Below are 14,625 nucleotides of genomic sequence, written 5' to 3'. Positions count from 1 at the left end.
TTACACCTTCTGAGGTCAATAAAAGTGCTGCGGAGCGATGCCCCGCAGCCTCAAACGGCATTCACTGACGTTTGTAAGCGGCAAGCGAGGCCTTGAAGGCTTCATCCACGGCAGCGTCCGTGTCTTGCGTGCCTGTCAACACCTTGCCCATCATGATCTGAATCTGATTGGAGATTTCAGGATAGACAGGTGCTCCGGGCCGGGCCTGGCCCACTTTCAAGGCTTCGGAAAAGGCTTTGTTGATGTCAGAGGAAAAGATCTTGTATTTGTCATAGAGATCGGCGCGGGTGGGCAATTGGCCCTGAACCTCATTGGCTGGCCCCATATACACCTCGCGGGCCAGATCGGCGCACATTTTCACCTTGGCAGGATCGGAGGCGAAAGAGGCGACTGTCCAGCCGCCGGTGCCGGTCGAGCGCTGGTCCTTGGTGGGGCCGGGCAGGGGCGAGAAGGTCCATTTTGCCAGCTCTTCTGGCTCCAATGCCGATTGCAGCTGCGCATATTGCCAATTGCCACCGACAAACAGTGCCGTTGTGCCCGCTGCGGCTGCGGCATTGAAATCATCATAATTGCCAATGGTGGCAACCCGCTTGGGGGCCGCACCGGATTTGACCAGATCGCGATAGTAATTGACCGCCTTGACGAATTTTTCGCGCTCTGCCCCTTCGCCAAAGATGGGTTTTCCGGCATCATCCACCAGCTTGCCGCCTTGCGCCCAGAAATTGGCCAGCCAATCAAACGTCGTGCCTTCATAGCGCGAACCGTTAAACAGAATGCCTTCCATGCCTTGCTTGACCGATTGCAAAGCGGCGGCCTTGGTTTCATCCCAGGTCTGCGGCGCATCAGGAATGATCTCTTTGTTGCGATAAAGCACGCGCAGATCGGTGGACCACCACCAGGCATAAATTTGTCCGTCCGTTCCGGTTATGCCTTCACGGATATAGGGAAAGAGTTGGGCAATTTCTTCTTTGGTAAAATAGGGTGAGAAGGATTTCAGCACGCCCGCCTTTTTGAACAGCGGCAGAACAAAGGAATCGACGGCGGCGCAATCGGGCGCGTTGCCGGATTTGGCCTGTTCAACCAATCTGGCCTGTTCCTGGCCAATGTCGCCTGACATCATCTGCAATTCAATGCGCCAGCCGGGATGTTTGGCAATAAACTGGTTAAACAGCTTGCCATAGCCTTCCGCCACCACCGGATCATTGTTGCGCGGGCCATCCGTTGTCATGCGAAATGTCATTTTATTGGCGGCGTCAGCCGGGCCAACCGTGTCGCCGGTGATCATGTCACTGGCATTGACTACGGTGGGGGCTATCATAAGGGCCGCCAGCGCCAAAGCATGCGTGTTGTTTTTCATCTCTTCCTCCCAAGATCGCAAGGCCCTGCATGCCATGCGTGAAACCCTCAATTGCGGGCGCTCAACCACAGGTCAACGCCCGCTCCGTGCGGTGATCGGGTGTCTGCTCTCTCCTCCGGCAGACATCTTCCCATCGCGCAATAAATAGATTAAATCACTTTTGTTTTGCGTCAAGCATTTTGTCTGGGAGGAAATCATGGCTGTGGTGCGCATTGAGAATTTACGCAAGTCTTACGGGGCTTTACAGGTGATTCATGGTGTGGATCTCTCTGTCGGCGATGGTGAGTTTCTGGCGCTGGTGGGGCCATCCGGCTGCGGAAAATCCACATTTCTACGGATGCTGGCTGGCCTTGAGGAGGTGTCGGGTGGCGATATTTTTATCGATGATATGCGCGTCAACGATTTGAGCCCGCGTGAGCGCGACATTGCCATGGTGTTTCAAAATTATGCGCTCTATCCGCATATGACGGTCGCCGAGAACATGGGCTTTGCCCTGAAACTCGCAGGTCATTCGGCGGAGGACATCAAGGCGCGCGTTGCGCAAGCCTCTGACGTTTTGGGGCTGGAGCCTTATCTCACACGCAAGCCCGCCGCCCTTTCCGGTGGCCAACGCCAGCGGGTGGCCATGGGCCGCGCCATTGTGCGCGATCCCAAGGTTTTTCTGTTTGATGAGCCACTTTCAAATCTTGATGCGAAATTGCGGGTGCAAATGCGCTCTGAAATTCGCGATCTGCAAAAAAGACTGAACGCCACCACCATTTACGTCACCCATGATCAGGTGGAAGCCATGACCATGGCCGACAAGATTGCGGTGTTCAACAAGGGTGTTCTCGAACAGCTCGGCACGCCGCTTGAGCTTTATCATCGACCCGCCAATCTGTTTGTTGCCGCCTTCATTGGCTCACCGCAAATGAATCTTGTGTCGGGCGCGGTGGCGTCGCGCCATAATGCCACAACCATTGGCGTGCGGCCTGAACATTTTCTGCTTTCAGAGGATGACGATGCCTGGCGCGGTGCTGTGGTGGTTGCCGAATGCCTTGGCAGTGATACATTTATCACCCTCGATTGCGGCCTTGAGAGCAAATTGCAAGTTCGCACCAGCGGCAGTTATGAGCCCAAGATTGGTGACACCGTTGGCGTCAAGCCAATGGACGGTTGCCTTCACCGCTTTGATGAAACTGGTCATGCGCTGAGGTAAGGCAGGAGGTAAGGCTGACGTTTACATCTTGCGGGGCGTCAGACGCCAGAGGCGGCCATCGCTGTCGTCTTCGATCAGCCACACCGCACCGTCAGGCGCAACCGCAACATCGCGGATGCGCGCTTCCATGTCCCAGCGATCCACCTCGTGGGCATCTCCTTTGGCGTCCACACTCACCCGCACCAGGGCGGTTGCGGCAAGGCCGCCAATCAGCGCCGAGCCGCGCCATTTTGGAAACATGTCGCCCTGGTAGAAAACAAGTCCTGCGGGTGCAATCACCGGGGTCCAATAGAGGGCAGGGGCAATAAACTCTGGCCGGGTGGAATGGCGCGGGATGGGTTTGCCATTGTAATTGTCACCGTTCGAGACCAGCGGCCAGCCGTAATTGCCATCGGCCTTGATCAGGTTCAGTTCATCGCCGCCACGCGGCCCCATTTCATGCAGCCATAATTTGCCATCGGGCGCAAAGGCAAGGCCATACGGATTGCGATGGCCGGTTGTAAAAGTCTCGCCGCGCACATCACCTTTATCAGCGTGGGGATTATCCGCCGGGATCGAACCATCGAGGTTAAGCCGAAGCAGTTTTCCGCGCGCCTGATCAGGATCCTGCGCCGTCTCGGGGCGCATACGGTCACCCACGGTCAGATAGAGCTGCTTGCCATTGGGATCAAAGGCGATAATGCCGCCCGATTGTCCGCCACCTCCAGCGGGTGTTTGCCGCCAGATGACTTGCGGGTTTTCCAGCGCTGCTTTGCTTGAGGATGTCACAAGCTTGGCGCGCGACAAAACAAGGCTGCTGCCTGATGAACCCGGCTCCGAATAGGTGAAATAAATGTCGCGGCTGGTTGAAAATGTGGGCGAGAGCGCAATGTCGAGCAAGCCGTTCTGGCCTTCTGCAGCAACGGCTGGCACGTTTGAGACGGGTGTTTTATGGCCGTTGGGATCAACAAGGAAGATCTTTCCCGGCTTTTCGGTGATCAGCATTTGCGCATCCGGCAAGATGGCAATCGCCCATGGTGTGTTGAAGCGCGCAACCTCTTTGGCAATAAAGGGCTTGGTGGGAGAGACCGGGCTATTGCCAGCATTGATGCTCTCGGCCTGTGCAGAACCCATCAGCGCCAGACACAAGAATGTCGTCGATATCAGCCTCATGTTTCCTCCTCCTCCACAGCCTCTTAAGCTATCTGGTTCTCGGAGTGGCTGATTTCAATATGGGTGATGAGAGTAGGTGCCGCAAATATTGTTTCGCGCAAAGACCCCTCCCCAACCGTCCCACAGGGGGGAGGGTTGGGGAGGGGCTTTTTTATGACGCGTTGTCTTGTGATGCATGGTGGCTGGTGCAAGCAATCCCTCTGTTTCACACCATAAAAAAGCCCCTGCGTACTGGATGACCAGCACGCAGGGGCCGCTCAAGTTGGCGGTACTCGAGCAAGCACCAAGGACGATTAAACCAGATCGAAGCGATCGGCGTTCATAACCTTGGTCCAGGCTTTGATGAAGTCGTGAACGAACTTCTCTTTATTGTCGTCCTGCGCATAGACTTCAGCATAGGAGCGCAGGATGGAGTTGGAACCAAACACCAGATCCATGCGGGTGGCGGTCCATTTGGCAGCACCGGTTTTACGATCACGGATTTCGTAAACATTCTTGCTGACCTGCTTCCATGTGTTGGCCATGTCGGTCAGGTTCACAAAGAAGTCGGTGGTGAGGGCACCTTCATTATGGGTGAAAACACCGTGTTTCGTGCCACCGTAATTGGTGCCCAGCATACGCATGCCGCCGACCAGAACGGTCATTTCAGCAGCCGTCAGACCCATCAACTGGGTACGGTCCAGCATCAGTTCTTCAACGCTGACGGCATAGTCTTTCTTGACCCAGTTGCGATAGCCATCATGGAGTGGCTCCAGCACCGAGAAGGAATCCGCATCGGTCTGTTCATCGGTTGCGTCGCCGCGACCCGGTGCAAAAGGCACTTTCACATCAAAGCCCGCAGCCTTGGCCGCCTGTTCGACACCGACGGTACCAGCCAGCACGATCACATCGGCAATGCTTGCGCCGCTTTGAGCGGCAATCGGCTCCAGAACTGACAGAACCTTTGCCAGACGCTGCGGTTCATTGCCTTCCCAATCCTTTTGCGGAGCCAGACGAATGCGGGCACCATTGGCACCGCCGCGCATGTCGGAGCCACGGAATGTGCGGGCGCTGTCCCAGGCGGTTGACACCATTTCGCTGATCGACAGGCCGGAGGCTGCGATCTTGGCCTTGAGGGCGTCCACATCGTAATCTGTCTTGCCAGCCGGAACAGGATCCTGCCAGATCAGATCTTCCGAAGGAACGTCGGGGCCGATGTAGCGGGCCTTTGGTCCCATGTCGCGGTGGGTCAGCTTGAACCAGGCGCGGGCAAAGACATCCGAGAAATAGGCCGGGTCTTTGTAAAACCGCTCGGAAATGGCGCGATAGGCCGGATCCATCTTCATGGCCATGTCGGCATCGGTCATGATCGGGTTGTAGCGGATCGAAGGATCTTCCACATCAACCGGCTTGTCTTCTTCCTTGATGTTGATCGGCTCCCACTGGTGCGCGCCAGCCGGGCTCTTTTTCAACTCCCAATCATAGGTGAACAGCAGGTAGAAATAGCCGTTGTCCCACTTGGTTGGATGGGTTGTCCAGGCACCTTCAATGCCGCTGGTCACCGTGTAGCGACCCTTGCCTGTCTGGTTGGGGTTGGCCCAGCCAAGACCCTGCATGTCCACATCGGCAGCCTCTGGCTCTGGGCCAAGCAGGCTGGCATTGCCATTGCCATGGGCTTTGCCAACGGTGTGGCCACCAGCGGTCAGCGCCACGGTTTCTTCGTCGTTCATGGCCATGCGGGCAAAGGTTTCGCGCACCTGTGCCGCTGTCTTCAACGGATCAGGCTGGCCGTTCACGCCTTCCGGATTGACGTAGATCAGACCCATCTGCACAGCGGCAAGCGGGTTTTCCATGGTGGCAGGATTGCCCACGTCGTCATAGCGTTCATCGCTTGGGGCTAGCCATTCTTTTTCAGCGCCCCAGTAGATGTCTTTTTCCGGTGCCCAGATGTCTTCGCGGCCAAAAGAGAAGCCGAAGGTTTTCAAGCCCATGGATTCATAGGCAATCGTGCCTGCCAGAATCATCAAATCGGCCCAGGAGATTTTGTTGCCGTACTTTTTCTTGATCGGCCACAACAGGCGGCGTGCCTTGTCGAGGCTGACGTTGTCCGGCCAGGAATTGAGCGGGGCAAAGCGCTGGTTGCCCGTGCCGCCGCCGCCACGACCATCAGCCAGACGATAGGTGCCCGCAGAATGCCATGCCATGCGGATCATCAAGCCACCATAGTGACCCCAGTCGGCAGGCCACCAGTCCTGGCTGTCCGTCATCAAGGCATGCACATCGGCTTTCAAGGCATCGACGTCGAGTGTCTTGAGCGCTTCGCGGTAGTTGAAATCTTTGCCAAAGGGATTGGTCTTGGTATCATGCTGGTGCAAAATATCGAGATTGAGAGCGTTCGGCCACCAATCCGTATTCGACGCAGAGGTCGCGGTATTGCCGCCGTGCATAACCGGACATTTTCCGGCCGATTTCATGTCGTTCGCACTCATAATTAGTCTCCAATAGACGTGTTCATCATTTATGACCCTGCCCCTCAAGGGACTTCCACCGGCCAGCCGAGGCGGCACGCGCCAAGGGCCCATCGAAACCAACTTTCGGACAAACAATAGCTAACAAGGCAATTCCATAAATTCCAATTGTATATTCTGAAGACTGCGATAATCTAGGCTTATGATAGGATTGTCTATGAAACATCTGCGCTATTTTGATGCGCTTGCCCGCCACGGCCATTTTGGCCGGGCTGCCGAAAATTGTGCCATTTCCCAGCCCGCACTGTCGGTGCAGATCAAGGAGCTGGAAGAGATGATCGGCGCATCGCTGGTGGAGCGCGGCGGGCGACAGATCCGCCTGACCAGCCTTGGCGAAGAATTTGCCGAGCGGGTCGGGGCAATTTTGCGCTCTGTTGATGAGTTGAAAGATCTCGGACGATCCGAACAAGGCCCTCTTGCGGGCCGTTTGCGTATCGGCGTGATCCCGACGGTGGCACCCTATTTGCTGCCCGATATTATCAAGCTGCTGGCGCAACGCTATCCCGGACTGGAGCCGAGACCACGCGAGGCGATTACGCAAAAATTGATTGAGGATCTTATGCAGGCCCGCCTGGATATGGCCATTGTGGCTTTGCCGGTGTCGCAGCCATCGTTGGAAGAAGTGGCGCTGTTTGATGAAGAATTCGTGCTGGTGCGCCCGTTGGAAGATGCGCAAAAGCCGGTGCCGTCCGCCGATATGTTGAAAAAGATGCGGCTGCTGCTGCTGGAAGAGGGCCATTGCTTTCGTGAACAGGCTTTGTCCTTTTGCGACATACCGGCGTCCGCGCCACGGGACTTGATGGAAGGCAGCTCACTTTCGACCCTCGTGCAAATGGTGGGGGCTGGCATTGGCGTCACCCTCATTCCGCATATGGCGGTTTCAATCGAAACCCGCTCGTCGGATGTGTCGATGTCGCGGCTGGCACAGCCACGCCCGTTTCGCACCATCGGCATGGTCTGGCGCAAGACCAACCCGCTTGCCGCTCAGTTTGCCCAGATTGCCGATATCGTGCGCGAGGTGGGCCTAAATAAACAACACAGCACCCGCGATATGATCTGCTAGAGTTTATCAGGCATCAGGAAAATCCGGTTTCAGATAAATTCGAGGCGGAAACAAAAAACTGAGTGCATTGCAGCGCCGTGCGCCACATATGGAGTACAAAGATTCGCTGTAACACTCTTAATTTGCTGGATAATTCCTTAGAGTCTGTCTGGTTCAATCTGCATAGGTCACCCCGCATACGTTTTATGAGCTTGAGTAACCCCTCCCCAACCCTCCCCACAAGGGGGAGGGTTGGGGAGGGGCCTTTCTTTTTAAGTCGTGTACTATGGTTCAATGTGAAGCTGACAGACTCTAAGGAATTATCCAGCAGGCCACTCCCAATTTTCTGCACGATGCGCAAGTCGCCCCTGCAAATCGCCCATGGATGGATTTTTAGTTTACATAATCCATTAAAATGGTAGACTAATAGAAATCCTTTCAAATCCGGATGGGTTGAGGGGCAAAATGGCTTGAAGAATGAGCATCCGAAGCCGTCGGATTGGAGTTGAGCCGACGGACTTTCGCTTCCTTTGTTCGAGCCTGTCTTTGGGAAAAGCCATTCATCGCCTTTCCCGGACAGGCTCTCATGGTCTGAAATGCTTCAGATGGAGGGAATAATGGACGAGTTCGAGGGTGAAAAAGGACGCGAATGTCTCTATGGTTCGTGGACCGAATCCATATTCAATATCAATTGCCGAAAGGAAAGAGTGCCCGATGTTGTCCATGAAAGGCAAATATGGGTTGAAAGCGCTTTATCATCTTGCAGGTCTGCCCGAAGGTGTCGTTACTCAATCAATGGAAATTGCCGAAGCGCAAGGGATGTCAAAAAAGTTCCTCGATGCTATCCTGGCCGATCTGCGCAACAGCGGGTTCGTCTTTGCCCGAAAGGGGCGGGGTGGCGGCTATTGCCTGACCCGCAAGCCCGAAGAGATCATGGTGGGCCATGCATTGCGGGTGCTCGACGGGCCTCTGGCGCCCATCAGTTGTGCCAGCCGCACCGCCTATCACCGCTGCAACGATTGTGTCGACGAGGCAACCTGCCCGGTGAGATTAACGATGCTGGAAGTGCGCGAGGCCATCGCGGCGGTGCTCGACAACAAGTCCCTCTCGGATCTGAGACATATGGTGGACAGCGAAGCCGATGGGCTTGGCCGTATGCTGGGGATTTCTTAAAACCCATTGAACGCCCTTCAACGGTTTGCTGGAGGTCGTTATGACAAAACATATTGTTATCATCGGCGGTGGTGCCAGCGGCATTGTGATGGCCGCCCATCTTGCTCAAAATTGCAATCAGGCAGTCAAATTCCGGATCACGATTGTTGAGGCCGGGCCTCATCTGGGGCGAGGCCTTGCCTATTCGACGTCAAACCCGTCTCACCTGTTGAATGTCCGGGCGGCAGGAATCAGTGCTTTTGCCGAGGTGCCAGACGATTTTGTGCGCTGGCTGCACGCCAATCACCCCGAAGCTGCCGCAGAAGCTGCAATGGCGGACGGATTTGTGCCCCGGATGTTTTATGGAGACTATCTCGAAGACCTGCTACGCACGCTGAGCACATCGGCTCAAACCGCACCCGTGCGGATTATCGCGCAGGAATGTTGCGGCCTGCGCCAACACGAAGCCGGTGCCGAGGTGCTGTTGGCAGATGGCTCGGTTGTGCCCGCTCATTTCGTGGTGATTGCCTCCGGCTATGGTGTTCGCTCCGCAGCTGATGGACCGTTGCGTGATCCCTGGCAGGAGGAGGTGCCACAGGATCGCGATGCACGGGTGGTTGTTCTCGGAACAGGCCTCACCATGGTCGATAAGGTGCTGTCTTTGCTCGATGCAGATCATCAAGGACCGATCCTTGCCATTTCGCGCAAAGGCTTGCTGCCAAGACCCCATGGGCCGCACCACCCCCTGTCGCTGTCCACCGCCGATATTCCGCTGGGTGCCAGCATTCATTATCTCATGCGCTGGCTGACACGGCTTGTTGTGGCCCATCAAGCGGTGGGGGGTGACTGGCGCGATGTGATGGATGGCCTGCGCCCGCATATTCAGACAATCTGGAAACATCTGCCCAAAGACTCACGCGCACGCTTTCTCCGTCATGCCGCCTCCTTTTGGGATATCCATCGCCACCGCATGCCCCAGACCCAGGCGACACGCTTGCAAGCGGCTTTGTACGACGGAAAATTGGCCATCAAAAAGGGTCGGTTTGTCGATGCGCTGGCTAATAGTGACAGAACAATCCTCACCTTTCACGACATCGCGTCCAGTACCTGCTGCGACTTGGAAGCCGATGCCGTGTATGACTGCCGGGGCATTCGCAGAAAATCAATCCATGGCCTGCCCCCTTTGCTCAACTCATTGCTCAAACAAGGGCAGGCAAGGCAGGATTGTCTGGGCTTAGGTTTGGAGTTTGATAGTAATTTCAACCTCATTGATGCCCGTGGCAAAAGCTCACACCGGATTTTCGGCCTTGGACCTGTAACGCTCGGCACGTTTTGGGAAACAATCGCCATCCCGGACATTCGCCTGCAAGCACAACACATCGCCCGCCAACTTCAGGCCCATCGGCTTGAGGCGTTCACGCTCTCAAAGAGCGGTGAAGTTCACTGAGATCATGCGAATGGAATTTCAAGACAATGAGCGCAAGAGCTCAACGGTAAGCGATCTCTCCCCCTCGGGGGAGAGATGTCTGGGGGGCGGCGGGGCAGTCGGGCAAACCACTGACGGCAGCGATACAGCGCCTTGCGCCATATATGGCGCAAGGCGCTGTAAGGAATTATGCAGTCAATTCTTTTGATTTGTTTTGTCTTTTCGGGAAAGCCGGATTCCACGCTTCCCTGACAAACTCTAAAACACCGACCACCTTGATGGCAGGAAGCGGACAACATCGCCTTGATTGGAGGCAACCGTCAGCGGCAGTTCGATCTCGATCCGATCGTCCGGTCCTGATCCCATATCCAGTTCGGCAATGCGTGCCCCGGCCAGCCGACGGCTAGACACAATCCGCCCCTCCAGCGCCGGTCCCTCGCTGCGCAGCGCAATATCGCGCGGGCGAAAGAACAGGCGGGCGCTGTTGCTGGCAATGGTTGTTTCAATGCCCAAAGGCTTGCCGTTAAACAACACCTGACCCTGATGGATGCTGACCGGCAAGGATGCATTGTCGCCGACAAAGGAAAAGACAAAGGCCGATTGCGGGTGGTCATAAATATCATCCGCAGAGCCGACCTGCTCGATCTTGCCCTGGCTCATCACCACAACGCGGTCGGCAAGCTCAAGGGCTTCCTCCTGATCATGGGTCACAAACAGTGTGGTGTGGCCGGTGCGATCATGAAACTCGCGCAGCCATTTGCGCAATTCCTTGCGCACCTTGGCATCAAGCGCACCAAAGGGCTCATCCAGCAACAGAACGCGCGGCTCAATGGCCATGGCGCGGGCCAAGGCCACACGCTGGCGCTGCCCGCCGGACAATTGGGCCGGATAGCGCCCTTCCATGCCGGAAAGCTGCACCATATCGATCAACTCTTCCACGCGGCGGCGAATTTCGGCCTTGGGTGGGCGATTTTTGGCTGGGCGCACATTGAGGCCAAAGGCGATATTGTCAGCCACGGTCATATGCCGAAACAGGGCATAATGCTGAAAGACAAAACCAACATTGCGCTCCTGAACACTTTTCCACGATGCATCCTCATCGCCAAACAGAATGCGCCCCTGGGTGGGAAATTCCAGCCCGGCCACCAGCCGCAACAGGGTTGTTTTGCCAGAGCCGGAAGGGCCGAGCAGGGCGATCAACTCGCCGGAGCCGATCTTGAGCGACACGTCATGAAGGGCTGGGAAATCGCCGAATTCCTTACGGATGTTGTCTATGCGGATATCCATGAACAGTCCTGCCTTTCCGGCTTATTTGTGGCCAGCGCCATTGCCAAAACGCAGTTCCAGCAATGTTCTGAGAATGAGGGTGACGAGAGCAAGGGCTGCCAGAAGAGAGGCAACGGCAAATGCTCCGCCGGTGTTATAGTCGTTATAAAGCGCCTCAATGTGCAGCGGCATCGTGTCGGTCTTGCCGCGCACATGGCCAGACACCACAGAGACCGCGCCAAACTCGCCCATCGCACGCGCATTGCACAGAAGAACGCCGTAGAGCAGCGCCCATTTGATATTGGGCAAGGTGACCCGAAAGAAGGTCTGCAAACCCGTGGCACCGAGGGTAATGGCGGCTTCCTCGTCTGCCGTGCCTTGGGCCTCCATCAGCGGAATAAGCTCGCGGGCAATGAACGGAAATGTCACGAAAACGGTGGCCAGAAAAATGCCGGGGAAGGCAAACACAACGGGAAAACCCATGGCTTTCAACTGCGGCCCAAGCCAGCTATCTGCCCCAAACAGCAAAACATAGACCAGACCGGCAATGACCGGCGAGACCGAAAACGGCAGATCGATCAGCGTGATCAGAATGGTCTTGCCCTTGAAGTCAAATTTGGCAATCGCCCAGGCAGCGGCAATGCCAAACACCAGATTGAAGGGAACAGCCAGCGCCGCCACGGCAAGGGTCAGCTTGATCGCCGAGAGGGTATCTCGATCGGTCATGGTGGCGGCAAAAGAGTTCCAGCCTGCCTGAAAGACGCGAATGAGCACAGCACCCAGCGGCACGATGAGAAAAAGTGCCAGAAAAGTAAACGCCAGGCTGATCAGCAGCCAGCGGATTGCGATCGGCTCAGTTGTCGGATCACGATGAGGCTTTTTACGAGGGGATTGATCAGCCATTACCAAACCTCTTCTGACTCCAGTTTTGAATGGCGTTGATGATGAACAGCATCACAAAAGAGATGGTGAGCATGATCGCGGCAATTACGGTGGCAGCCGTATAATTGAACTCTTCAAGCTTGATGACGATCAGAAGCGGAGCGATTTCTGATTTGAAGGGCAGGTTTCCGGCAATGAAGATCACCGAGCCGTATTCTCCAACGCCGCGGGCCAGTGCCAGCGCAAAGCCAGTGAGAATGGCGGGCACCAGAGGCGGAAGAACGACTTGCACGAGAGTTTGCACCCGTCTGGCACCCAATGTTGCCGCCGCTTCTTCGGTTTCGCGGGCAATTTCTTCCATCACCGGCTGAACGGTGCGCACCACAAACGGAAAGCCGACTGCAATCAGCGCGACAACAATGCCGAGAGGCGTATAAGCCACCTTGATGCCAAGCGGGGCCAGCCATTGGCCAATCAAGCCGTTGGGAGCATAAATTGTGGTGAGCGCAATGCCGGCAACGGCGGTGGGCAGGGCGAACGGCAGATCAATCAGCGCGTCCAGCAGCCGTCTGCCGGGGAACTGATAACGCACCAGAACCCAGGCTGTAAGTGTGCCAAACACCGCATTGGCCGTGGCGGCGATAAGCGCCGTGACAAAACTCACCTTTAACGCCGACAGAATGCGAGGATCAGAGGCAATCGCCAGAATGCCGGACGGCCCCAGCGACCCGGCCCTAAGCACCAAAGCTGCGAGGGGGATAAGAACAATCAATGTCAGCATCGACAGCGACAGTCCGAGCGTCATCCCGAAACCGGGAATGACGCTCGGATGTTTCCACTGCCAACCCTTGAAGAGGGAGAGGGTGGCCATGATCTGTTACCGCGCTGGCTTGTAAATCGTATCGAAGATACCGCCGTCGCTGAAAAATTCAGGCTGGGCTTTCTTCCATCCGCCAAAATCCTCAATCGTCACGAGGTCCAGTTTGGAAAACCGCTTCAAGTCTTCCGGGTTGACCTTGGAGGGATCAGACGGGCGGTAATAATTCTTCGCTGCCAATTGCTGACCTTCTGGTGAGTAAAGATACTCAAGATAGGCGGTCGCAACCTTGGTGGTGCCATGGGCGTCCGCATTGCCCTTGACCAAAGCCACTGGCGGCTCGGCTTTGATCGAGATGGATGGGGCAATAATGTCGAACTTATCCGGGCCAAGCTCGTCCAACGACAGGTAAGCCTCATTTTCCCAGGCGATCAACACATCGCCAATGCCCCGCTCGGCAAAGGTCTGTGTTGCTCCGCGCGCGCCAGTATCGAGAACGGGTACGTGCTGGAAGAGCTTGGTGATATAGTCGCGGATCTTGGCATCATCGCCACCATAGGTCTTCTTCGCCCACGCCCAAGCCGCTAGGAAATTCCAACGCGCGCCGCCGGACGTTTTGGGGTTTGGTGTGATCACCTGAATATCGTCCTTGATCAGATCGCCCCAATCCTTGATGCCCTTGGGATTGCCCTTGCGCACCAGAAACACGATGGTAGACGTATAAGGAGCGCTGTTGTTGGGCAGCAGGCTCTTCCAATCGGCTGGAATCTTCCCGGTCTTTTCGGCAATCACGTCAATATCGGCTTCGAGGGCCAAGGTCACAACATCGGCCTCCAGTCCGTCAATGACCGCGCGCGCCTGCTTGCCGGAGCCGCCATGGGACTGGTTGATGGTCACATCCTCCCCGGTCTTGCCCTTCCAGTATTTTTCAAACGCGAGATCATATTGTTTGTAGAGTTCGCGCGTCGGATCGTAGGAGACATTGAGAATCTCCTGCCCTGCGAAGGCCGGGACAATTGGCGTCATCGCCATGGACAGAGAAATACCAAGCAATCCGAGTGTTAAGCTTCTGCGTCTCATAAATGGCTCCCATTGTTGATTGCTATCAGTCTATAAAACTAATAGATCATGTCAATTAAGGAGATTTCGAAAGCAAAACTGGTTTCCTTTCCTGCCAATCGGAAATGCGGATATCGCGTGAAGTGCTGGCATTTTAGAATGATATGAGTGCGGTATGCGAAGGGCGTGAAAAATCATCAGAGGTATTTTCGATGCTGCATTGCCAATCCACGCGTTAAAAATACCAAAAAATTTTTAGAAACAGGTGGTTATCGAAAATATGAGATTTGGTTGGATTTTGTGTTTGACATATTTGTTTGTTGGTCCTAGAACCCGCCTCACCGAACGAGGCGGCGCTTCTGAGGAAGTGTTGATTTCGCTCAAATGAAATCATCTGGATAGCTTTTAGAGTTAGACGACCGGGCTTTGCGGTTTGGTTGAGGTGGTTTTTTGACGGTTTTTTTACCGTCAGTTATTTGACAATTGAAGATGAGAAGAAAGAGAAACGTGGACGGCGGTTTTGCGTTGGAGGGTTTAGCAATAAACGCTCTGATAGAAGACAAATGACGGTCACGTTTTGATATGAGAACACCAGATTGAACTGTTGTTTGATTGCAGTGATGCGATTTGATGACGTTAAGGTTTGATCGAGTGAGTTCTCGTCGATTCAGAACATAGTGATTAGTCTAGATTGAATTCTCAACTTGAGAGTTTGATCCTGGCTCAGAACGAACGCTGGCGGCAGGCTTAACACATGCAAGTCGAAC

Annotated in this window: 11 protein-coding genes and 1 rRNA gene; 5 read left to right on the top strand and 7 right to left on the bottom strand. The window is 55.3% G+C overall.

The features are described from left to right. Positions 1-61 precede the first annotated feature (61 nt). Positions 62-1,357 carry an extracellular solute-binding protein gene (locus E6C51_RS16790; RefSeq protein ID WP_190236834.1) on the bottom strand — a complete coding sequence of 432 codons (1,296 nt, stop codon included), beginning with the start codon at positions 1,355-1,357 and terminating at the stop codon, positions 62-64. A gap of 196 nt (positions 1,358-1,553) precedes the next feature. On the opposite strand from E6C51_RS16790, the gene E6C51_RS16785 reads away from it, so the two are divergent. Continuing rightward, the gene (locus tag E6C51_RS16785; RefSeq protein ID WP_190236833.1) at positions 1,554-2,555 is read left to right on the top strand and encodes an ABC transporter ATP-binding protein; all 1,002 of its coding nucleotides are present in this window, start codon (positions 1,554-1,556) and stop codon (positions 2,553-2,555) included. A gap of 21 nt (positions 2,556-2,576) precedes the next feature. On the opposite strand, the gene E6C51_RS16780 is transcribed toward E6C51_RS16785, so the two are convergent. Both E6C51_RS16780 and katG read right to left on the bottom strand, forming a co-directional pair. Beyond that, on the bottom strand, positions 2,577-3,707 hold the full coding sequence (locus tag E6C51_RS16780) for a PQQ-dependent sugar dehydrogenase (RefSeq protein ID WP_190236832.1): 1,131 nt from the start codon (positions 3,705-3,707) through the stop codon (positions 2,577-2,579). Positions 3,708-4,000: 293 nt separating this feature from the next. Then, a complete protein-coding gene (gene katG, locus E6C51_RS16775) occupies positions 4,001-6,175 on the bottom strand; it encodes a catalase/peroxidase HPI (RefSeq protein WP_146937332.1) in 2,175 nt (724 codons plus the stop codon). A 181-nt stretch (positions 6,176-6,356) separates the two neighbouring features. Here katG and E6C51_RS16770 point away from each other — a divergent pair, with 181 nt between their 5' ends. From E6C51_RS16770 to E6C51_RS16760, 3 genes are all read left to right on the top strand, one after another. Then, the gene (locus tag E6C51_RS16770; RefSeq protein WP_146937330.1) at positions 6,357-7,277 is read left to right on the top strand and encodes a hydrogen peroxide-inducible genes activator; all 921 of its coding nucleotides are present in this window, start codon (positions 6,357-6,359) and stop codon (positions 7,275-7,277) included. A 693-nt stretch (positions 7,278-7,970) separates the two neighbouring features. Further along, positions 7,971-8,429 carry an RrF2 family transcriptional regulator gene (locus E6C51_RS16765; protein ID WP_146937328.1) on the top strand — a complete coding sequence of 153 codons (459 nt, stop codon included), beginning with the start codon at positions 7,971-7,973 and terminating at the stop codon, positions 8,427-8,429. 40 nt (positions 8,430-8,469) lie between these two features. Continuing rightward, positions 8,470-9,855, top strand: coding sequence for an FAD/NAD(P)-binding protein (locus tag E6C51_RS16760; protein WP_190236831.1), 1,386 nt, complete (start codon positions 8,470-8,472; stop codon positions 9,853-9,855). A gap of 237 nt (positions 9,856-10,092) precedes the next feature. Here the strand turns inward: E6C51_RS16760 and E6C51_RS16755 are convergent, their stop codons facing one another. The 4 genes from E6C51_RS16755 to E6C51_RS16740 are packed head-to-tail and all read right to left on the bottom strand — an operon-like array spanning position 10,093 to position 13,831. After that, positions 10,093-11,121: a sulfate/molybdate ABC transporter ATP-binding protein gene (locus E6C51_RS16755; RefSeq protein WP_190236830.1), complete on the bottom strand. Its 1,029-nt coding sequence runs from the start codon at positions 11,119-11,121 to the stop codon at positions 10,093-10,095. A 21-nt stretch (positions 11,122-11,142) separates the two neighbouring features. Continuing rightward, a complete protein-coding gene (cysW, locus tag E6C51_RS16750; protein WP_190236829.1) occupies positions 11,143-12,003 on the bottom strand; it encodes a sulfate ABC transporter permease subunit CysW in 861 nt (286 codons plus the stop codon). Beyond that, a complete protein-coding gene (cysT, locus tag E6C51_RS16745) occupies positions 11,996-12,853 on the bottom strand; it encodes a sulfate ABC transporter permease subunit CysT (RefSeq protein WP_190236828.1) in 858 nt (285 codons plus the stop codon). The genes cysW and cysT overlap by 8 nt, the downstream gene beginning before the upstream one ends. 6 nt (positions 12,854-12,859) lie before the next feature. Beyond that, positions 12,860-13,831, bottom strand: coding sequence for a sulfate ABC transporter substrate-binding protein (locus tag E6C51_RS16740; RefSeq protein WP_230987400.1), 972 nt, complete (start codon positions 13,829-13,831; stop codon positions 12,860-12,862). A 727-nt stretch (positions 13,832-14,558) separates the two neighbouring features. On the opposite strand from E6C51_RS16740, the gene E6C51_RS16735 reads away from it, so the two are divergent. Beyond that, positions 14,559-14,625, top strand: a 16S ribosomal RNA gene (locus tag E6C51_RS16735); the annotation flags it as partial.

It is taken from the genome of Gillisella terrae (assembly GCF_004801395.1).
Lineage (GTDB): Bacteria > Pseudomonadota > Alphaproteobacteria > Rhizobiales > Rhizobiaceae > Allorhizobium > Allorhizobium terrae.
Note: the sequence above shows the minus strand (reverse complement) of the source record. Positions and strands in the feature narration are given on the sequence as shown.